This is a genomic window from Streptomyces sp. NPDC044064, from assembly GCF_056434245.1.
On record NZ_JBWKFN010000008.1, the window covers coordinates 43,202 to 61,932 of the forward strand.

The following is an 18,731-nucleotide window of genomic DNA, read 5'->3' on the forward strand; positions in this document are numbered from 1 at the left end:
CGGCCGCCGCGTCGTCTCAGCCGGTGTGAAGGATTCGAAAGCGATCGGGTTCCGCCGGATCTCGGTCGACGACTTGGACCGGCGGCCAAGCCCATTGCGAGACGCTGATGCCTGGCGTGCGGGAGAACTGGATCTTCCCGCGGGTGCCCTCGAATGCGACGCGCGACCAGGATTCGGCGGTGCGCGCCCGGTCCGTCCCGTGAGAACGCAGCACATCGGCGAGGAGGGCAACCGTGTCGTAGCCCTCGAGGGCGACGAAGGAGGGCGCTTCGGCCAGCCGCTCACGGAGGGCCGTCTCGACTCGTACACCGAGTGGGCTGAGGCGCTCGGGCAGGTAGCGCAAGAACGGGATCGCGGCGCCGTCGGCGCCCAGCAACGTCGACCATTCCGCGAACTCCGGTTGCCCGGCCGGAGCGCCGATCATGATCTCGGCAAGACGCTCGTCGTGGCGGACGGCCTTGACGATCGGCATGGCCGGCTCCGGGTGCCCGACCAGCAGCAGGAGGGCTGTTGCGCGATTCTCGACGAGTTCGTCGCACAAGGTCGTGGGGTCGAGCGCGGGCACGTCGAGTTCGATGACGGTGCCGCCGCGTGGAGTGAGGTGGTCCCGCAGAATGCGGGTTCCGGATGCCCAGTAGACACTCGGCTGGGTTGCTACGGCGATTCGGCTGTGGCCCGCCCCGAGGAGGAAGTCCGCATAGATCTGCCAGCCGTGGGACTGCGCCGGGGCGAGGCGCGCGACCCATTCCGTCGGCTGTTCGGTGAGCGCGTCGAGAACCGCTGACGAGCAGAGGAAGGGCAGGCCGAGGGCGTCGGCCCTGGCGGCAGCGGCACGAGCGACGACGCTGTGGTACTCCCCCGCCAAAGCAGCCACGCCCAGGCCAGCCAGTTCGTCCACGGCCGCAGCGGCCCTCTGCGGATCAGCCGCGGTGTCTCGTACCACCAGCTCGAGTGGCCTTCCGGCGATCCCGCCGGCGTCGTTGACTTCGTGCACGGCCAGCTCGAGTCCGGCGAGCAGGTGTCGGCCTGCCTCGACCCAGCCAGGCCGGGTGAGCGGAACGAGAGCGCCGATCCGGACAGGTGAGCCGTCAGTCCGCTCCGCCCCAGGTGGCGAGGGTGGCGTATTCATGCGTGGGCTTCTCCCATGTGGCGATTCGGACGCAGTTGGCCCAAATCGCAAGGTGGCAGGGCCCGGTGGCACGCGGTCGTCTCATCTCGCCGCGGCGGGCGCACCTGGGTGACCATGCCGGACATTGCATCCACCACCGTCGCCATCAGGCAACCGATTTTCTGTCTCCTCCTGACCAGCGCTCGGAGGTGCTGGCGGTGTCTCGGGCGGCGGGGTTGGTGCCGGCAGACGTCCGGGCCCCGCCGCGGCGGTAGGTCAGGGGCCGCCGTCTTGGCGATCGGCTCATTCCCGGGAACGCGCTTCCCCGAGTCGAGTGCATCAGGGATCATGAAGCATGCGCCCGGATGACTGGCACCTCACCGAAGACATCGACGACTTTCTCGCCCGAGCCGGAGAGTTCCTGCGTTCGCGCCCCGCCCTGCACAACACGCCGCTGACGGTGATCGAAAGACTGCAAAGGCGTGGGGCGGACGCATACGGCGCCGAGGCCACGGTCTTCGGCCACCTCGAGCAGTCGGGCGAGGTGCGCGCCATCTTCTACCGCCTTGCGACCCGGCGCCTGACCCTCACCGCCCTCTCCCCCGAGCGGGCCGACGCCCTCGCCGCCCATCTGGCCGACCTGGGTCACTCCTTCTCCGGCGTCACCGCGGACCACGACACCGCCACGGCATTCGCCGAGGCATGGGCGCGGCACACCGGAACGGCGCCGGTACGCGACTGGCGGGGACGTCTCTACCGACTGGGCACGCTCACCCCGCCGGAGCCGCGCCCGGACGGCCGGGGTCGCGTCCTGGGCGAGCAGGACCATGAGCAACTCATCCACTGGTGCAACGAGTTCGCCGCCGACGTCGGAGAAGCCCCCACCCTGGACACCGAATCCTGGGCCAAGTCACGCTTCGCCGACAAGCACTTCACGTTCTGGGAGACTCCGGACGGCACTCCCGTCTCCATGGCAGGCTCGACTTCGATGGTCGGCGGCATGATCCGGGTGGACCCCGTCTACACTCCGGCCCACCTCCGGGGTCGCGGCTACGCGGGTGCCGTGACGGTCGAGGTGACCCGGGCCGCGCTGGCCGCCGGCGCGTCGGACGTCGTCCTGTTCACGAACCCGGCCAACACCACCAGCAATGCCCTCTACCAGCGCATCGGATACGTCCCGGTCACCTACTTCACCGGGTACAGACTCTCCGGCAACGCACCTGAAGCCGGTTAGCACTTCAGCCGTGGAGCATTGTGCGTCCTGCTCTTGGGGCCGGCTGCCGGTGGCGGAAACTCAGGTGGCCTCGGCGCGCCGTCCGGGTACAGTCGGGCGGTGCCTGAGCTGAAGCGACTGCAAGCCGGCGATGCCGCCGCGGTCCTGGCCTTCGAGCTTGCGAACCGCGCCTACTTCGCCGCCTCGGTCTCCGACCGCGGTGACGAGTTCTTCGACCAGTTCACCGACCGGTACAGCGCTTTGCTGGCTGAGCAAGAGGCCGGCACCAGCGCCTTCTACGTACTCGTCGCCGACGATGGCTCGGTTCTGGGCCGGTTCAACCTGTACGACTTCGAGGACGGCACTGCTGACCTCGGCTACAGGGTCGCGCAGCATGTCGCCGGCCGCGGTGTGGCGACCGCGACCGTCCGGGAGCTGTGCCGGCTGGCGGCGGCGCGGCACGGGCTGCGCACACTGCGGGCGGCCACCTCCCACGGCAACGCAGCGTCCCAGAGGGTGCTCGCCAAGGCCGGGTTCGTTCCGGTTGGCCCGGCCGAACCGATTGACCTCGGTGGTAAGGACGGCACGTGGTACCGGCGCGACCTGGTGCTCCAGCCGTAGACCGTGACGCGGACTCAAGGGACGCGCCCGACGTGGTGGTCAGGACCGCGTCGCTCGTCTTTGGTGCGAAGTGTTGGGGTACGTCGTCTCTCCGCCGAAGGGGTTCGACACTTGGGACGATTTCGACCGCTCCCGGCCTCCTGAGGATCGGGGTTCATGGTTCGCCTGCAGTGATCCCTCAGGTGTGGGCCCGCGACTGTTCTTCCAGCGCGTTCCCGAGGGGAAGGTCGTCAAGAATCGCGTGCCTCCTGATGCAGGACATCGAGGGCAACGAGTTCTGCCTCGACCGAACAGGCGGTCGGCGAGAGGGGCGTACACCCAGGCGTACGTGCGCCGCGGCTGGGGCTGTGGCGTGGTGAATACGGACGCCTCGCATCCCGGGGACGAATCCGTGCAACGCACAGCCGGCGACCGGGACGAGCAGGCACGGCGGACGGTGCACCACGTTCGAGCAACGGCCGCCGAGTTGGACCTACTCCGCTCCGCAGGCTTTCTGAGCCTCGTTCGGTCCCCGCTGCCGGCTCACCAGTCGTCCCGATCATGATCACGGTCGCGCCGACGCTCGTCGATCACCCAGAAGCTGGCCAAGGTACCGGTGGGTGTCACGCCGAAGGCGTCGTCGTGGGGGCCTACCGTGGCGAGGGGAGCACCGCTGTCGCAGACGGGTCCGTCGAACACGTCGATGGCACGACGGCTGTCATTGCGGATGTTCAAGGACGTGGCGTTCAGGAGGACCACGGTGATGCAGTCACCCGGGTGGCTGCTGTACGTCCGCTCGTTGATCTGGATCCGGCCTTCTTCCTCCTCCTCGTGACCCCGGTTGCCCTCGTTCTTGTGGCCGAAGTTACCCACATTGCCGACAACTCCCCCGACGCCGACGACACCCTCATTGCCCTTTCCGGCGCTGGTGCCGCCGACGACACCGGTACCACCAATGACACCAGAGCCGCCGATGACGCCGGAGCCGCCGATGACGCCGTTGCCACCGATGACGCCGTTGCCGCCGACGTTTCCGGAGCCGGTGCCGGTGCCACCGCCGGCGACGGCGCCGGGAGCGCCAGCAGTACCGGTGTCAGGGCCGGGAACGCCGCTGGCACCCGTGTCGGTGTCGGTGTCGGTACCCGCGCCAGTGCCAGTGCCGCGGAAAGAATCGGTGGGGGTATCCGGCTGCTGGGCGGCCGGCGCATGGGCCGCGGGCGTGTGGGCCGCCGGCGCATGGGTTGTCGGCCCGGAATAGGCCGAGGCGTAGGTGATGCCGCCCGCGGCCAGGGCCACGGCGGCCGCGGTGACAGCGGTGGACCGGGTCTTGCGCATGCAACTTCTCCCGTCTGAGAAGGGTCGGCCGGGGCAGTCGGCACGGACTCAACGCACTCACTATCTCCATGGCCGCCCTATCGCACATATCGGGAAAATGACCTCAGGGGGCCGAATGAGGGATCGGGGGGCACTCGCCCGCACCGCTGAATGCGCTTCAAATTCCATGTGAGGAAGGGGAGTTATGCCGAAACAGATTCGGATGATGATTATCTGATTTATCGTCGCCCATTCGGCAGCGGGCGATCGCGCAAGGAGCTGAGCGGCTGTCAGGGAACGAGACGCCTCGCGGACACGGCCGTCGGCCCATCTGTGGCGATCAGACGCTCCTGCTAGCCCCCGTCGCGATGGCCGGCGCGGTACCCCCCAGCCCCAGCCCCCGGTGCTACCAGATCAGGCACCAGTAGGTGCCGGCCTGCCCTGTGCCCACCGCTGTGAGGCCTGCTGGGAGCAACGCCGGATCTGGCTGGCCTACGGCCGACAGTGAGCAGGCGGGGTCGCCGACCACATGGGCGGCAGCCATGCGCTGAGCAGCAGCGGTTGCCACCGGACTCGTGTACCACCGTGTCGACGTCGATGTCAGCCGTGACGGAGGCGACGAGGACGCCGAGGGGGACGGCGGTGCCGAGGACGATGGCCGTGAGGGAGGTGATGGCTGTACTGACGGGGGCGGCGGCGATGACGGTGGTGACGCCGGTGTGGACTTCGGTGCCGTCGTCACCGAGGGCCTGGGGGCCGATGGCTGCCTCCGTGTCGCCTCCGGCTTCGGCGGGGGCGGCGGGGCGGCTGTCGTTGTGCCCGGCGTCGGCGGGGGCTGGCTGGGCGGCGTCGCCGACTGCCGGGGCCGGGGAGTCGCCGTGGGCGTAGGCGTAGGCGTAGCCGTAGGCGTGTGAGTCGGCGTCTGCGTCGCCGTACGTGTCGGCGTGGGCTGGGTCATGCCCGTCGGCGGTGGGCGGTGCGTGCCATGGTCCTGCGTCACCAACGCCCAGGCGCCGAATCCGCCGAGGACGAGCACGGCGGCACCGCCCGCGATCCACGGGGCCCGACGGCGTGGGCGTCGGTGACGGTTCATGGTTCCTACTGTCCGAAAGCAGCCGCCGTACCGCCACTCGGGCTCCGGCCTTCGGCCTTCCGGGCGATGTCGGCAAAGCCGCCCCCGAGCCGGTAACCGGCCAGGAAGCCGCTGAGAATGCCAGGGCAGGAGAGCACGGACTATCCGGTGGGCATGGCAGCAGTCCGGCCCGGAAGCGTGTTGATGTCGATGACGGCGCGCTGGAGGTCGCCCTGCGGCCGGTGGCCCAGGTCGTCGATCGACACGATGTTCATGTTGCGGGCCAGTTCGGGCGCCCGCCAGTCCGTCCTCAGCTTGGTGACCAGCTGGGGGTTCAGACCACTGGCGAGGTACATGAGGTAGTTGTCCCGGACGGACGCCGGAAAGAACGGCGAGAGCAACCGGATCAGGAACAGCTGGGGTATCTGCAGATCCGGCTGGACGATGCTCGACAGCACGAAGAACCGGCCGGCGTCCGTCCCGGGGTCGCGGGCGAGGGCCGCCCGGTTGAGGGACAGCGTCTGGTCGTAGATCTGCTGCGGCGGGCTTCCGTTGAAGAAGGCCTTGAGGATCTCCCACCAGGACGGGTCTCCCGCCGGGTAGCTGCCGCGGTCGGAGACGCTGTCCGCGTGCCAGGCCCAGGGCTGGTCGACCCCCGCGGAGGAGTCGACGAGCACGACGTTCTTCCTGGCCTTCATGAAGTCACCGTAGGTGGAGGTCGGGGACAGCTCGGTCCGCAGGGCGGCACGGGAACCGAACAGGTCCCGCAGCCTGGACACGGGCTCCGCGGCGCCGGTGCCCGCAGGAACGGCGGCCGACACACTGATGACGACGACTTCCGAAGGGTGCTCGTCGATCCAACGCTTGAGGGAGGCCGCCTCGCCCGAGGCATCGTCGAAGAACGGTCCTCCCATCGGAGCGCCGTGGAAGGTCCTCCACTGTCCGCCCTCGAAGCACAGCCGCAGGTCGAGGTAGCGGGCGCCCTCGTCGAGCTGGCCGGTGAGGCTGTCGCTCTGGGCCCGCGAGATGCTGGCGGCCAGCCGCGCGTCGAGCTTGGCGACGTTGTAGGACCAGCCGCTGGTGCACAGGGCGGGGTCGGCGGGGATGCTCCAGCTGCCGGAGTCGTGGCTGCCGGGCATCGCGATCCGGTTGAGCGGCTGGTTGTCGAGATAGTCGTGCATGTCGCCCATCCAGCGCGACAGGTCCACCGTCGCGGCCGAGGCCCGGCCGGCCGGGGCCGCCTGTGCAGGGCCGCTGCCGGTCACCAGGGCCGCGACGGCGAGTATCAGAGCGACCAGACCGGCCGCCGAACGCCGTAAGCCCGTGCCGTCCGTTCCACGTCTCATCTTCGTACGCCCTCCTTGGGGGAAGAGGCCGAGGTCGGGCACAGAGGGTAGAGGGCGGCCGGTGCATTGCCCAGACAGCCGTTGTCACAAACTGCCGTGGGACGCGGCGGCGGGGCCGGGGAAGCGCAGTGTCGTGGGAGCGCGGTCGCTTGTGTCCCGCGCGCCCACGCCCCCCGCCGGACCGGACGGGTCCGACCGGATCAGGCCACCGTAAGGACGATCTTGCCGGTCGTACGGCCCAGCTCGCCGATCTCGTGGGCCTTCGCGGCCTCCTCCAGCGGCAGGACCGTCTCGACCACCGGCCTCAGCGCGCCCCGCTCCACCAGAGCGGCGATCTCGCGCAGGCCCAGGTGGTCCGGCTCGACCAGGACCCACGTCGCCCGCACCCCGTCATGGACGGCGGGCACGTCGTCCGGGCCGGGCAGGGTGATCAGCCGGCCGCCGGGCCTGAGCACCTTCAGGGAGCGCTCGGCCGTCTCGCCGCCGAGCCCGTCCAGCACTACGTCGATGTCGTCCACGACGTCCTCGAACCGGACCGACCGGTAGTCGACCACCTCGTCCGCGCCCAACTGTCGCACCAGGTCGTGCTTCGCGGCGCTGGCCGTGCCGATCACGTACGCGCCCCGGGCCTTGGCGATCTGCACCGCGAGGTGGCCCACCCCGCCCGCCGCGGCGTGCACCAGCACCCGCTCGCCGGGACGCACGTGGGCCGCGTCGACGAGGGCCTGCCAGGCAGTCAGCGCGGCGAGCGGCAGCGCCGCCGCCTCCACGTGGGACAGGCCCGCCGGCTTCGGGGCGAGATGCCGGGCCGGCGCCACCACGTACTCGGCGTAGCCGCCCGCCTGGCGCGGGAACAGCGGCATCCCGAAGACCTCGTCACCGACCTGGAACACCCCCACGCCGGGGCCGACGGCCTCCACCGTGCCGGACACGTCCCAGCCCACCACCGGCACGGCACCCCACTCGATCAGGGCTCCGCTGGCACGGGTCTTCCAGTCCACCGGGTTCACCCCGGCCGCGTGCACCCGGACCAGAACCTCACCCAGTCCCGGCTCGGGGCGCTCGACCTCGCGCTCGACCAGGTTCTCGGCTCCGCCCCACTGCTCCACGACCACCGCACGCATGCCGTCCGCCTCGCTCTTTCGTCTCGATCAGCTCGTCGCCGGGACGTCCCCGGCGCGACGCAGTCCACGATCCGGCACCCCGGCCCGCCATGGTGTTGGCCGCCTGGCCACTATGTGACAGGATTTGGCCATGAGCGAGATGCAGGGCCCGATCATGGAGAACGAGCGGAAGCCGGCGAAGGAGACGCCCCGGCGGCACCGGATCGCCGTCCTGGCCCTGCCCGGCGTCCCGCCCTTCGAGCTCGGCATCCCCTCCCGTGTGTTCGGCAGCGTGGAGGACGCCGAGGGCCGCCCGCTCTACGACGTCACCGTCTGCACCGCCGACGGCGCCCCCGTGCTCAGCGACGCAGGCTTCACCGTGCAGCCCGCCGCCGGACCCGAGGCCCTGGCCGCCGCGGACACCGTGATCCTGCCGCCCACCCACGCGATGCCCGAACTGGGCCGGGGCGGCCCCCTGCCCCCCGACGTCACCGCCGCCATCGCCGGCATCCGCCCCGGCACCCGGCTCGTGTCCATCTGCACCGGGTCCTACGTGCTCGCCGCAGCCGGGCTGCTCGACGGCCGGCCGGCCACGACCCACTGGAACCTGGCCCCCGAGTTCCGCCGCGCCTTCCCGAACGTCAAAGTCGACGAGGACGTCCTCTTCGTCGACGACGGCGACGTTCTCACCTCCGCCGGAGTCGCCGCCGGAGTCGACCTGTGCCTGCACATGATCCGCCGCGACCACGGCGCAGCGGCTGCCAACCGGGCCGCCCGCATGTGTGTCGTACCTCCCTGGCGGGACGGCGGACAAGCTCAGTACATCGACCGCCCGGTGCCCGAACCCACCACCGCCAGTACGACCACCACCCGCGCCTGGGCCCTGGAACACCTCGACGAACCGCTGACTCTCGGCCAGCTCGCCGAACACGCCCGGATGAGCCTGCGCACCTTCACGCGCCGGTTCCGCGACGAGGTCGGCATGACTCCGGTGCAATGGCTCACCGCACAACGCCTGGAACTGGCCAGACAACTGCTGGAAACCACCGACCTGCCGATCGACCTCGTCGCGCACCGGGCCGGCTTCGGCACGGCCAACTCCCTGCGCGCGCACATGAGAACGGCTTTCGGGGTCTCACCCGCCGCTTATCGCCGCACCTTCAATGCCAACGATCCGGAGCCGGCACCCGTGCTCGGCAACACGTCGGCTGCCCGGTGACCGAGCCAGGTCCGTCGCCGCCGTATCAGGCTGTCTCCCTGACGTGACCTTGTTCAATGGTGACTCCGCCACCTGCTCTGACGGCCGCCACCACCGCCTGATGCAGATTCCGGCTCTCCCGCTCCGAATGACAGGGCGCAGGGCTTCCCGTGAGAGTGAACCATTCGGAGGTGCCGGTGTACTGGACGGTCACGTCGGCTTCGTTGCCGTCCCAGGTGGTGTGGACGGTCAGGTCGCCGGTCACGACCCCCGCCTCGTCGGTACATGCGCCGCCCCGGCCGCTGAAGACCCCGGGGGTGGTCCACGATGCCCAGACCATGACGTCAGCCTTCCTTCCTGGATACGCGGCTCACACCTGAGCCCAACCGCTCCGTGCCACGGCCTGGCGTAGTCCAGGGACCGGGCCACTCGTCCCCTCTACGGAAGCACGATCCCGTGCTCCCCCGCCTCGCGGCGAGGCGGCAGCCCGGGCAGGGTGGCCCGTGCCGGGCCCTGGCCGACCCGCCTGGCGCGACCTTGCAGACCTGCGGCCGAGGCCACGTAGTCCCGGGCCGTGAGCAGGCCGGTCAGTCGTCCGTGCGTGTCGGTGACCGGCAGCGCGTCCATGTCCTCCTCCGCCATCACGGCTGCCGCGTGGAGCGTCGACTCCTCCGGATGCACCGTGACCGTGCGGCGCCCGCGCACGAGGTCGCGCACCTTTCTGCGGGACAGTGTCGCCGCGGGGTCCGCGCACGCGACGGCGAGCTCGGCACGGTCCAGCACACCGGCGCAGCAGCCGTCCCGGCGCACCACCGGCAGGTGCCGCTGCCCGGATCGTTCCATGACCTCCCAGGCCAGCAGGAGGGTCTCGTCCTCGCTGATCGAGTACGGCGCCTCGCCCATCAGGGCGCCCACGGAAAGCCTCTCGTCCACGGCTGTCTCCTCCCGCTCAGCGCCGGCCGAGCCGAGGAGCCTCCCGAGCGGTTTCCCGCAGGACGGTCAACCGACGGTGGTACTCGTCCTCGTCCATCTCGCCTCGGGCGAAGCGTTCGGCAAGGAGCTGCTCGGGGGTGGGCCCGAGCGATTGGGTGTCGGCGCGGTCCCTGCTCCCTCCCGGCATCGCCAAGGCGCGGTACAGGACGACGCCGAGAGTGACGATCAGGGCCCAGAAGAAGATCATGCCGACGGACATGGTGAACCAGCCCCATCCGCCGACACCGTGGTCGTACCAGATCATCACGGTGACTCACCTCCTCGAGGCCCCGGGCGTATTGGCTCGGTGCCTGCGGCTCTCGAAGCCTCTGTTCCACACGCTCGCCCGGGCCGCGCACCACGTCATGGGCCGGTGAGGCCAACGCGAGGGGCCGTTGAGCCCCCATCCGCCTCGGGGCGACGGCAGACGCGCACGGGCGCGAACAGCGTCCATACGGCCCTAGGAGGGAGAGCCGTTCGTCCCCTGCCATGGGCCCGGGCCGCCGAGGTCTCATGGACGGGGACCGGACCGCGGGCGACGACGCCGAAGGGACAGAGGTGGCCATGAACCGCTCCGCCTTCGCCATACGGCTGCGCTCTCTGATCGGGGTGGTCCCCTCGCCACGACTGGAGCCGGCCCTCCTCGTCATCACGGTGGTGGCCCTGACCGCAGGGGGTGCCGCCTGGCTCGCCGGTGACAAGGGTCTCGCCGACCTTCTGTGGGCCCTGGGCATCCTGTCCGCGGTGCCACCGGCGGTGGGCTGGGTAGTAGCCGCTCTCCGCCACGGCCGTACGGGCGTCGACCTGATCGCGGTTCTCGCTCTCGGTGGCACGCTTGCCGTCCACGAGTACCTGGCCGGTGCGCTGATCGCACTGATGCTCGCGACCGGCCGCACGCTGGAGGCGGCAGCCCAGCGGCGGGCTTCGCACGATCTGCGGGCGTTGCTGGAGCGTGCGCCCCGCTCAGCGCGTCGCCGGACCGCCGACGGAGTCGCCACCGTTGCGCCGGCCGCAGTCGCCGCAGGTGACCTGCTCGTCGTGGGTCCGGGCGAGGTCGTCCCGGTGGACGGGCGGGTGGAGGGCGCCCCGGCCAACCTCGACGAGTCCGTACTCACCGGCGAGGCCCTGACCGTCGAACGGGCGGCGGGCGACACCGTCCGCAGCGGGGTGGTCAACGCCGGCGGCGCCTTCGAGCTGCGGGCCACGGCGACCGAGCAGGACAGTACGTACGCAGGAATCGTGCGACTGGCCAGACAGGCCGGGGCCGAGTCCGCACCCGTGGTGCGCCTGGCCGACCGCTACGCGGCCTGGTTCCTTCCGCTCGCCCTGGCGGTGGCGGGGCTGGCCTGGCTGCTCAGTGGTTCGGCGGTACGGGCGGTCGCGGTGCTGGTGGTCGCCACCCCCTGTCCGCTGCTGCTGGCCGCACCGGTGGCCATCGTCTCCGGGATCTCCCGCGCCTCACGCCTGGGAGTCGTCATGCGTGACGGTGGAGCCCTGGAGAATCTGGGCCGGGCCCGCACCCTGCTGCTCGACAAGACCGGCACGCTCACCCGCGGTCGCCCCCACGTCCTGGACGTGGTTGCAGCACCGGGGTGGCAACCCGCGGACGTGCTGAGGCTGGCCGCGTCGCTGGACCAGTACTCGCCCCACGTCCTGGCCCAGGCGATCGTCGACACCGCGCACGACCGCAAGCTGGTCCTGTCGGTCCCGTCCGATGTCGACGAGAAGCCCGGCCGGGGTGCTGCGGGCATCGTGGACGGACACCGGGTGTCCGTCGGCCGCATCGACGCGTCCGGCGCCCGGCCGTCCTGGGCGAGAGCGGCGGACAACCGGGCGCTCCTCGACGGTGCTGCCGTGGCCTGGCTGGCCGTCGACGGGTGTCCGGCGGGTGCCGTGCTCCTGCGGGATCCCCTGCGCCACGACGCCCCCCGCACCCTGCGCCACCTGCGGGCAGCGGGCATCGAGCGGCTGCTGATGCTCACGGGCGACCGGGCGGAGCCGGCCCGTGAGGTGGGCGCCGTCCTCGGCCTGGACGACGTCCGTGCCGGGCTCGACCCGGCCGGCAAGGTCGCCGTCGTACGGGCCGAACGGGAGCGCGCGATCACCGTCATGGTGGGCGACGGCGTGAACGACGCCCCAGCCCTGGCCGCCGCGGACGTCGGTGTGGCGATGGGTGCCCGCGGCTCCACCGCCTCCTCGGAGGCGGCCGACATCGTGCTGACCACCGACCGTGTGGACCGGCTCGCCGACGCCGTTTTCATCGCCGTACGAGCGCGGCGGATCGCCGTGCAGAGTGCTCTGGGCGGCATGGCGATGTCCCTGGCCGCGATGGCCGCTGCCGCGTTCGGCCTGCTGCCGCCCGCCGCCGGTGCCCTGCTCCAGGAGGCCATCGACGTCGCCGTCATCCTCAACGCCCTGCGGGCCCTGCGCGTCGGCCAGGCCACGCGACCTGCGCTGACACCCGCTGCCGAGGCACTCATCCACCGCTTCGCGTCGGAGCACGACGACCTTCAGGACGTGCTCGAAGCGGTGCGCGGTGCCGCCGATCACCTCTCCGACCGTGCCGGGCCGCAGGCTCTGGCGGCGGTCGAGGAGGCGGACCGGCTGCTCACCGAACGGCTGCTGCCCCATGAGTACGCCGAGGAGCACGAGCTCTACCCAGCCCTCGCCCCGGCTCTCGGCGGCCCGGAGGCAACGGTCACCATGAGCCGGGCCCACAGCGAGATCGAACGCCTCTCCCGCCGCATCGCCACCCACCTGCGGCTGGCCCGCGCCGAGGGTGGCCTCTCCCCCGGCCAGCTCGACGACCTGCGCTCTTGCCTGTACGGACTGCACACCGTCCTGCGCCTGCACTTCACACAGGAGGAGGAGAGCTACTTCTCACTGGCCCAGTGAGATCCGTCGGGGCGATCGGCCCGGGTGGGCCGCCCGGAGCGCACCGCGAGTTGCAGGGCCGGGTGCGACCTGCCGCCCCTTGGATACGTGCCTGAGAGGTAACTGAGAGGTCGCTGTGCCAGGGTGACGGGCCCCACCCCTCAGGAGCGCATCGATGAATCTGGTCAACGGTCTGCCTGCCCACGTCCTGCTGGTGCATGTGGTCGTCGTGTTGATACCCCTGACCGCGTTGGCCCTGGTCACAGCCGCGCTGTGGCCGCGCGCCGCCCGGCGGTTGGGTCCGCTGCTGCCGCTCCTTGCGCTGATCGCTCTGCTCAGTGTGCCGTTGACCACCCACGCCGGCGAGTGGCTCGAACGGCACGTGGACGACGACGCGCTGGTACGCCGGCACACCGAGCTGGGCGACGGGCTGCTGCCCTGGGCCCTGGGCCTGTTCGCGCTCGCAGCGGTCGTCTGGTGGGCGGGGCGGCGCGCTCCTTCGGAGCCCGGGCAGCGCGGCGGCCGGGGCTGGTCCGCCCTCCCCGTACGCATCGTCGTGGGCGTGCTCTCGCTCGCCGTCGCAACGGGGGCGGTCGTGGACGTCTACCGGATCGGCGACTCCGGCGCAAAGGCCGCCTGGCACGACGCCTACTCGAAGACGGCGACAGGAGCAAAGGACGGCTCCTGACCCCGCGCGGGCCGCTGGGTCCTGCTGCGTCTTCGTTCAGTGGTCGAGTACATGCTCTGCGGAGCGCGGAACAACTTGCTGCCGGTGGCCGTGCCCGCACCCCCGGGGAACGAGACCGGCGCGGGCTGCTGCCCGCCGAGTGGCCGGGCCGCGGGCCCCAGAGTCGCGGTGGTCATCGTCTCGGCTCCTCGCGTATGTCGCCGGTTTGGGACCGGACGGTCCAGTGCGCCCTCGCGCAGGCGGGACAGCGCCGCTCTGCCGACACCTTGGTCCTGCCGGGGCGCGTCGCCGACGGCGACGATCGCGATGCCGGTCGGGACGCCCACCGTGTCGCTCGCCCCGACGCGGTGCGTCCGGCCTGCGGGTCGTCGGATACCGGGCCCCATGGGCCGAAAGGCCCTCGTCGGATCCGAGCGGCCCGTGGCGGACGGGCACGGACTCGCCCACCCTGGAAGCAGGGAGCATGAAGGGAGCCGGTGCGATGACCTCCGCCACCACCTTGACCACGGCTCTGGAGCCCGAGCACCGCGAGCGGCTGATGTGCCTCGCCCGCGAGGTCTCCTTCGAGGCCGGTACCCACCTGTTCGAGGAGGGCCGGCGCGCGGACCGCTTCTGGATCGTGCGGACCGGGACCGTCGCGCTCGACCTGCGTGTGCCCGGCCGTCGTCCCGCCGTCATCGATTCGCTCGGTCACGGCGAACTGGTCGGCTGGTCCTGGCACTTCCCGCCGTACGTCTGGCACTTGGGCGCGCAGACGACGAGCCCGGTGCGGGCGTGGGAGTTCGACGCCGAGGCGGTCCGGGACATGTGCGCCGCCGATCCCGAGTTCGGGCGGGCGATCGCGGTCTGGATCGGACGCGTGGTGGCCCAGCGGCTGCATGCCTCCCGCGTCCGGCTGCTCGACCTCTACGCCCCCTACGGCAGCGGCGGCCTGGCATGACCGCCCGGCCCCGCGAGGAGGACAGCATGCGCAGCAGCCCGCACCGAGTGAGTGACGTGATGACGCATGCCGTCGTCGCCGTGGGCCGCGAGGCTCTGTTCAAGGAGATCGTCGAGCGCATGGATCAGTGGAAGGTCAGTGCTCTTCCCGTGCTGGAGGGCGACGGCCGGGTGATCGGGGTCGTGTCCGAGGCCGATCTGCTGCCCAAGGAGGAGTTCCGGGACAGCGATCCGGACCGCTTCACCCAGCTGCGTCGGCTGTCCGACATGGCCAAGGCCGGCGGGGTCCGGGCCGAGGAGCTGATGAGCGCCCCGGCCGTCACGGTCCACGCCGACGCCACGCTCGCCGAAGCGGCCCGCATCATGGCCCTGCGCAACGTCAAGCGGCTCCCCGTGGTGAACGCAGAGGGGCTGCTCGAAGGCGTTGTCAGCCGCGGCGACCTGCTCAAGGTGTTCCTGCGCCCGGACAAGGACCTCGCCGACGACATCCGGCGCGACGTGGTCGACATCCTCTTCCCGGATCCGGTCGAGCCCGTGCACATCATGGTCACCGAGGGCGTCGCCACGCTGACCGGACGAGTGCCGGACGCCGGCCGGATTCCTCTCGCCGTACGTCTCGTGCGGGGCGTCGAGGGCGTGGTGGGCGTGGACTGCCGGCTCACCGGGGCCGGTGAGTAGTGGCCTGCGTGGCCCTCGTCGCTCGCGTTCTTGCCGGTGGCGTGTCGTGGTGTCGCCGGCTTGCTCTCCGGAGCGACGGCCGGGCGGCACCGCGGTGCTGCCCGACGGACGAGCCCGGGATGTCGAGGATGACCCCGGCGGCTTCCGTGTCAGCAGCGGGGCTTGCCGAGCAGGCCTGCCTGGGGTGGGCCGATCGGCCCACCCCAGGGGTCTGAGAGCACCTGCCTCGGCGGCTCTGTCCCGTCCGACCCTGGAGACGTAGGAGACCGCAGAGCCGAGGAGAGGCGTCATGGTCCGCTACGTCTACGACTTCCAGGACGGCGGCCGCGACCTGGCCGGCCTGCTCGGCGGCAAAGGTGCGAATCTGGCCGAGATGGCCCGGCTGGGTCTGCCGGTGCCGCCGGGCTTCATCGTCACCACTGAGGCCTGCCGCGCCTTCCTCGCCGGCGGCGAAGAGCCGGAGGGCATGTCGGCGGAGCTCTCCCGGCACCTTTCGGCACTGGAGACGGCCACCGGGCGGCTGCTCGGGCAGGCGGACGACCCATTGCTGGTGTCCGTCCGGTCCGGGGCGCGGTTCTCCATGCCCGGCATGATGGAGACCGTCCTCGACATCGGCCTGAACGACGCCTCCGTGCTCGGCCTGGCCAAGGTGTCCGGCAACGAGCGCTTCGCCTGGGACTCCTACCGCCGGCTCGTCCAGATGTACGGCAGCACGGTGATGCGGGTCGATCCGGCCCTGTTCGACGAGGCCATGACCCTGCTGAAGGAGGCCCGCGAGGCCCCCGACGACCTCGGTCTCGACGCGAGCGACCTCGCCTGCCTCGTGGAGACGTACAAGCACCTGATCCGGGACGAGACGGGACGCGAGTTCCCGCAGTCTCCCGCCCAGCAGCTGCAGCAGGCAGTCCTTGCCGTGTTCCGGTCCTGGAACGGGTCACGCGCCCGCCTCTACCGGCGGCGCGAGCACATCCCGGACGACCTGGGCACGGCGGTCACCGTACAGCGCATGGTGTTCGGCAACCTCGGCCCGGACTCCGGCAGCGGTGTCGCCTTCACCCGCGATCCGGCGAACGGTCGTCCCGGCCTGTACGGCGACTACCTGCCGATCGCACAGGGCGAGGACGTCGTGTCGGGCGTGCGGGACGCCGTGGTACTCGCCGAGTTGGAACGGCTGGACCCGCGTTCGTACCGGCAACTGCGTGATCACGCCCAGACCTTGGAACGCCACTACCGGGACCTGTGCGACATAGAGTTCACCATCGAGCGCGGCAGCCTGTGGATGCTGCAGACCCGGGTGGGCAAGCGCACCGCCGAGGCCACTTTCGCCATCGCCGCCGAACTGGCCGAGGAGGGGTTGATCACGGCCGACGAGGCCCTGGCCCGGGTCAGCGGCGACGGACTGGCGCGGCTGATGTTCCCCCGCTTCGACACCGGCGCGACCGGTGACACGCTTGCCCATGGCGTACCTGCCTCGCCGGGTGCCGCGGTGGGCGCGGCCGTATTCGACTCCGCGGAGGCCGTGCGCAGGACCGCGGCCGGAGAACAGGTTGTGCTCGTCCGCGAGGAGACCACCCCCGACGACCTGCCCGGCATGGTCGCCGCGCAGGCGGTACTGACCGGGCGGGGCGGCAAGACCAGCCATGCAGCGGTGGTCGCCCGTGGGATGGGCAAGGTCTGTGTGTGTGGTGCGCAGGACATCACCGTCGCCACCGAGGCGCGCCGCTTCACCACCCGGACCGGCACCGTCGTCGAGGAGGGCACTGTCATCTCGGTCGACGGCTCGACCGGTGATGTGTACGCGGGTGCGGTTCCGCTGGTCGCCTCCGCGACGATGCGCTATCTGGAGACCGGCGAGCAGCAGGACAGCACCGTGGCCGCGGTCGCCCGCGCCCTGGACCACGCCGACTCGGTGCGGCGGTTGGAGGTGCGGGCCAACGCCGACACCCCCGAAGACGCGGCCCGCGCCCTGCGGTTCGGCGCGCAGGGCATCGGACTGTGCCGCACCGAGCACATGTTCCTCGGCGAGCGGCGCACGTTGGTCGAACAGATGATCCTGGCCTGCACGGATGCCGAGCGCGACCGTGCCCTGGCGGCTCTTCTCCCGCTCCAGCGGCGGGACTTCACGGCCCTCCTGGAAACGATGGACGGCCTGCCGGTCACCATCCGGCTCCTGGATCCGCCGCTGCACGAGTTCCTGCCCGACCGCACCGACCTCGCCGTCCGCATCGCCGCCACCAAGGCCGGTGGCGGACAGCCGGACGCGCACGACGTGGAGCTGCTCGACGCCGTGAACCGGATGCACGAGGAGAACCCGATGCTCGGCCTGCGCGGCGTGCGGCTCGGTCTGGTGGTACCGGGACTGGTGACGACGCAGGTGCGGGCGATCGCCGAGGCGGTGGTCGAGCGCACCCGCGCCGGCGGATCCCCACGGGCGGAGATCATGGTGCCGCTCGTCGGCGCTGTGGAGGAACTCCGGCTCACCCGCGAGGACGTGAGGCGGGTACTGGCCGAGGTCGCCGAGGAGACCCGCATCCCCGTCCACTGCCCCGTCGGCACCATGATCGAGCTACCCCGGGCCGCGCTCACGGCGGGGCGGATCGCCGAGGAGGCCGAGTTCTTCTCCTTCGGCACCAACGACCTCACCCAGACCACTTGGGGCTTCTCCCGCGACGACGTGGAGGCCGCGTTCTTCTCGGCCTATCTCGACAAAGGCGTGTTCACCGCGTCGCCGTTCGAGACGCTCGATCGCGAGGGAGTGGGCCGGCTGGTCCGGATCGCCGTCGAGGAGGGCCGTGCCGCCCGCCCGGACCTGCAGACCGGAGTCTGCGGAGAACACGGCGGCGATCCCGAGTCCATCCACTTCTTCCACACAGCCGGGCTGGACTACGTCTCCTGCTCGCCGTTCCGGGTCCCGGTGGCCCGTCTGGAGGCAGGACGGGCCGCCCTGCAGTCTCACTCCACCGGAGCCGACCAGTCGCCGGTACCGGCAGGCAGGAGTGCGACACACCCGCGAAGAAGCCGGCCGTGAACCGTCATGACCGCCCGGCACACCGGCGCATCGACCTCGATCGCACCGAGGCGCTGCGGCTGCTCGGCACCGTGTCCATGGGCAGGATCGTCTTCACCCGGCAGGCCCTGCCCACGGCCCGTCCGGTCAACCACGTCCTCGACGGCGGCGACATCGTCATCCGCACCCACGAGGGATCGGCACTCACCTCCCAGGCCCAGGCGGCCAACGAGAACGGCGTCGTCGTCGCCTACGAGGCCGACGCCATCGACCCGGACACACGTCTTGGCTGGAGTGTGGTGGTCACGGGCTATGCCCGGCTGGTGACAGACCCCGGCGAACTGGTGCGCATTCGGGCGCTGTTGGAACCCTGGGCAGTCGAACCGGGCATGGACCATGCGGTACGTATCCGTCCTGACCTGATCACGGGGATCCTCCTCGTCGCGTGGGGCGAGGCGCCGGAGGACGGCTGACTCCGTCTCCGTGCGGCAGGACGACACCTCACACGGTGATCCGGCGCCCGGTCACGGTGAACGGATCGATGCGCACCCTCAGGCTGCGGGAGCCTCCGGTCCACGGCGTGGGGTGGGCACGTTCCGTGGGTCGGCGCCGCGCGCGG

At 71.2% G+C, this 18,731-nt stretch carries 17 protein-coding genes and 1 pseudogene; 11 read left to right on the plus strand and 7 right to left on the minus strand.

Annotated elements, in window-relative coordinates:
* Window positions 1–16 precede the first annotated feature (16 nt).
* The gene (locus tag AC07DS_RS14975; RefSeq protein WP_479145396.1) at window positions 17–1,129 is read right to left on the minus strand and encodes an ABC transporter substrate-binding protein; all 1,113 of its coding nucleotides are present in this window, start codon (window positions 1,127–1,129) and stop codon (window positions 17–19) included.
* Window positions 1,130–1,463: 334 nt separating this feature from the next.
* Here AC07DS_RS14975 and AC07DS_RS14980 point away from each other — a divergent pair, with 334 nt between their 5' ends.
* The 3 genes and pseudogenes from AC07DS_RS14980 to AC07DS_RS14990 all read left to right on the plus strand — a co-directional run.
* Entirely contained in the window at window positions 1,464–2,342 is an 879-nt protein-coding gene (locus tag AC07DS_RS14980) for a GNAT family N-acetyltransferase (RefSeq protein WP_479145398.1), read from the plus strand.
* A 99-nt stretch (window positions 2,343–2,441) separates the two neighbouring features.
* A complete protein-coding gene (locus AC07DS_RS14985; protein ID WP_479145400.1) occupies window positions 2,442–2,942 on the plus strand; it encodes a GNAT family N-acetyltransferase in 501 nt (166 codons plus the stop codon).
* A gap of 43 nt (window positions 2,943–2,985) precedes the next feature.
* Window positions 2,986–3,195 (plus strand): annotated as a pseudogene (locus AC07DS_RS14990) (VOC family protein); the annotation flags it as partial.
* A 269-nt stretch (window positions 3,196–3,464) separates the two neighbouring features.
* Here the strand turns inward: AC07DS_RS14990 and AC07DS_RS14995 are convergent.
* A complete protein-coding gene (locus tag AC07DS_RS14995) occupies window positions 3,465–4,256 on the minus strand; it encodes a hypothetical protein (protein ID WP_479145402.1) in 792 nt (263 codons plus the stop codon).
* Window positions 4,257–4,810: 554 nt separating this feature from the next.
* On the opposite strand from AC07DS_RS14995, the gene AC07DS_RS15000 reads away from it, so the two are divergent.
* On the plus strand, window positions 4,811–5,149 hold the full coding sequence (locus tag AC07DS_RS15000) for a hypothetical protein (protein ID WP_479145403.1): 339 nt from the start codon (window positions 4,811–4,813) through the stop codon (window positions 5,147–5,149).
* Window positions 5,150–5,468: 319 nt separating this feature from the next.
* Here the strand turns inward: AC07DS_RS15000 and AC07DS_RS15005 are convergent, their stop codons facing one another.
* Window positions 5,469–6,653, minus strand: a complete 1,185-nt coding sequence (locus AC07DS_RS15005; protein WP_479145405.1) for a phosphatidylinositol-specific phospholipase C domain-containing protein — start codon at window positions 6,651–6,653, stop codon at window positions 5,469–5,471.
* A 200-nt stretch (window positions 6,654–6,853) separates the two neighbouring features.
* Window positions 6,854–7,777 carry an NADP-dependent oxidoreductase gene (locus AC07DS_RS15010; protein WP_479145407.1) on the minus strand — a complete coding sequence of 308 codons (924 nt, stop codon included), beginning with the start codon at window positions 7,775–7,777 and terminating at the stop codon, window positions 6,854–6,856.
* A gap of 139 nt (window positions 7,778–7,916) precedes the next feature.
* Here AC07DS_RS15010 and AC07DS_RS15015 point away from each other — a divergent pair, with 139 nt between their 5' ends.
* Complete coding sequence (locus AC07DS_RS15015) at window positions 7,917–8,975, plus strand: GlxA family transcriptional regulator (RefSeq protein ID WP_479145801.1); 1,059 nt, start codon at window positions 7,917–7,919, stop codon at window positions 8,973–8,975.
* Between the two features lie 25 nt (window positions 8,976–9,000).
* On the opposite strand, the gene AC07DS_RS15020 is transcribed toward AC07DS_RS15015, so the two are convergent.
* The 3 genes from AC07DS_RS15020 to AC07DS_RS15030 all read right to left on the minus strand — a co-directional run bounded on the left by AC07DS_RS15020 (window position 9,001) and on the right by AC07DS_RS15030 (window position 10,191).
* Window positions 9,001–9,294, minus strand: coding sequence for a hypothetical protein (locus tag AC07DS_RS15020; RefSeq protein WP_145885667.1), 294 nt, complete (start codon window positions 9,292–9,294; stop codon window positions 9,001–9,003).
* 98 nt (window positions 9,295–9,392) lie between these two features.
* Window positions 9,393–9,887: a CBS domain-containing protein gene (locus AC07DS_RS15025; protein WP_479145410.1), complete on the minus strand. Its 495-nt coding sequence runs from the start codon at window positions 9,885–9,887 to the stop codon at window positions 9,393–9,395.
* 16 nt (window positions 9,888–9,903) lie between these two features.
* Window positions 9,904–10,191, minus strand: coding sequence for an SHOCT domain-containing protein (locus tag AC07DS_RS15030; protein ID WP_479145803.1), 288 nt, complete (start codon window positions 10,189–10,191; stop codon window positions 9,904–9,906).
* A 299-nt stretch (window positions 10,192–10,490) separates the two neighbouring features.
* On the opposite strand from AC07DS_RS15030, the gene AC07DS_RS15035 reads away from it, so the two are divergent.
* The 6 genes from AC07DS_RS15035 to AC07DS_RS15060 all read left to right on the plus strand — a co-directional run bounded on the left by AC07DS_RS15035 (window position 10,491) and on the right by AC07DS_RS15060 (window position 18,585).
* Window positions 10,491–12,821, plus strand: a complete 2,331-nt coding sequence (locus AC07DS_RS15035; RefSeq protein ID WP_479145412.1) for a heavy metal translocating P-type ATPase — start codon at window positions 10,491–10,493, stop codon at window positions 12,819–12,821.
* Between the two features lie 154 nt (window positions 12,822–12,975).
* The gene (locus tag AC07DS_RS15040) at window positions 12,976–13,488 is read left to right on the plus strand and encodes a DUF2231 domain-containing protein (protein ID WP_479145414.1); all 513 of its coding nucleotides are present in this window, start codon (window positions 12,976–12,978) and stop codon (window positions 13,486–13,488) included.
* A gap of 481 nt (window positions 13,489–13,969) precedes the next feature.
* The gene (locus tag AC07DS_RS15045) at window positions 13,970–14,428 is read left to right on the plus strand and encodes a Crp/Fnr family transcriptional regulator (RefSeq protein WP_479145416.1); all 459 of its coding nucleotides are present in this window, start codon (window positions 13,970–13,972) and stop codon (window positions 14,426–14,428) included.
* Between the two features lie 26 nt (window positions 14,429–14,454).
* On the plus strand, window positions 14,455–15,105 hold the full coding sequence (locus AC07DS_RS15050; RefSeq protein ID WP_479145418.1) for a CBS domain-containing protein: 651 nt from the start codon (window positions 14,455–14,457) through the stop codon (window positions 15,103–15,105).
* Window positions 15,106–15,394: 289 nt separating this feature from the next.
* Window positions 15,395–18,133: a pyruvate, phosphate dikinase gene (gene ppdK / locus AC07DS_RS15055; protein WP_479145420.1), complete on the plus strand. Its 2,739-nt coding sequence runs from the start codon at window positions 15,395–15,397 to the stop codon at window positions 18,131–18,133.
* Entirely contained in the window at window positions 18,130–18,585 is a 456-nt protein-coding gene (locus AC07DS_RS15060) for a pyridoxamine 5'-phosphate oxidase family protein (RefSeq protein WP_479145422.1), read from the plus strand. Before ppdK ends, AC07DS_RS15060 begins: the two co-directional genes overlap by 4 nt.
* Window positions 18,586–18,731: the final 146 nt, after the last annotated feature.

Bases quoted from the DNA above. Each gene is read 5' to 3' on its own strand.
- AC07DS_RS15030 (WP_479145803.1), bottom strand. From the start codon at position 10,191: ATGATCTGGTACGACCACGGTGTCGGCGGATGGGGCTGGTTCACCATG.
- AC07DS_RS15050 (WP_479145418.1), top strand. From the start codon at position 14,455: ATGCGCAGCAGCCCGCACCGAGTGAGTGACGTGATGACGCATGCCGTC.
- AC07DS_RS14980 (WP_479145398.1), top strand. From the start codon at position 1,464: ATGCGCCCGGATGACTGGCACCTCACCGAAGACATCGACGACTTTCTC.
- AC07DS_RS15015 (WP_479145801.1), top strand. From the start codon at position 7,917: ATGCAGGGCCCGATCATGGAGAACGAGCGGAAGCCGGCGAAGGAGACG.
- AC07DS_RS15045 (WP_479145416.1), top strand. From the start codon at position 13,970: ATGACCTCCGCCACCACCTTGACCACGGCTCTGGAGCCCGAGCACCGC.
- AC07DS_RS15020 (WP_145885667.1), bottom strand. From the start codon at position 9,294: ATGGTCTGGGCATCGTGGACCACCCCCGGGGTCTTCAGCGGCCGGGGC.
- AC07DS_RS15005 (WP_479145405.1), bottom strand. From the start codon at position 6,653: ATGAGACGTGGAACGGACGGCACGGGCTTACGGCGTTCGGCGGCCGGT.
- AC07DS_RS15010 (WP_479145407.1), bottom strand. From the start codon at position 7,777: ATGCGTGCGGTGGTCGTGGAGCAGTGGGGCGGAGCCGAGAACCTGGTC.
- AC07DS_RS14995 (WP_479145402.1), bottom strand. From the start codon at position 4,256: ATGCGCAAGACCCGGTCCACCGCTGTCACCGCGGCCGCCGTGGCCCTG.
- ppdK (WP_479145420.1), top strand. From the start codon at position 15,395: ATGGTCCGCTACGTCTACGACTTCCAGGACGGCGGCCGCGACCTGGCC.
- AC07DS_RS14975 (WP_479145396.1), bottom strand. From the start codon at position 1,129: ATGAATACGCCACCCTCGCCACCTGGGGCGGAGCGGACTGACGGCTCA.
- AC07DS_RS15035 (WP_479145412.1), top strand. From the start codon at position 10,491: ATGAACCGCTCCGCCTTCGCCATACGGCTGCGCTCTCTGATCGGGGTG.
- AC07DS_RS15040 (WP_479145414.1), top strand. From the start codon at position 12,976: ATGAATCTGGTCAACGGTCTGCCTGCCCACGTCCTGCTGGTGCATGTG.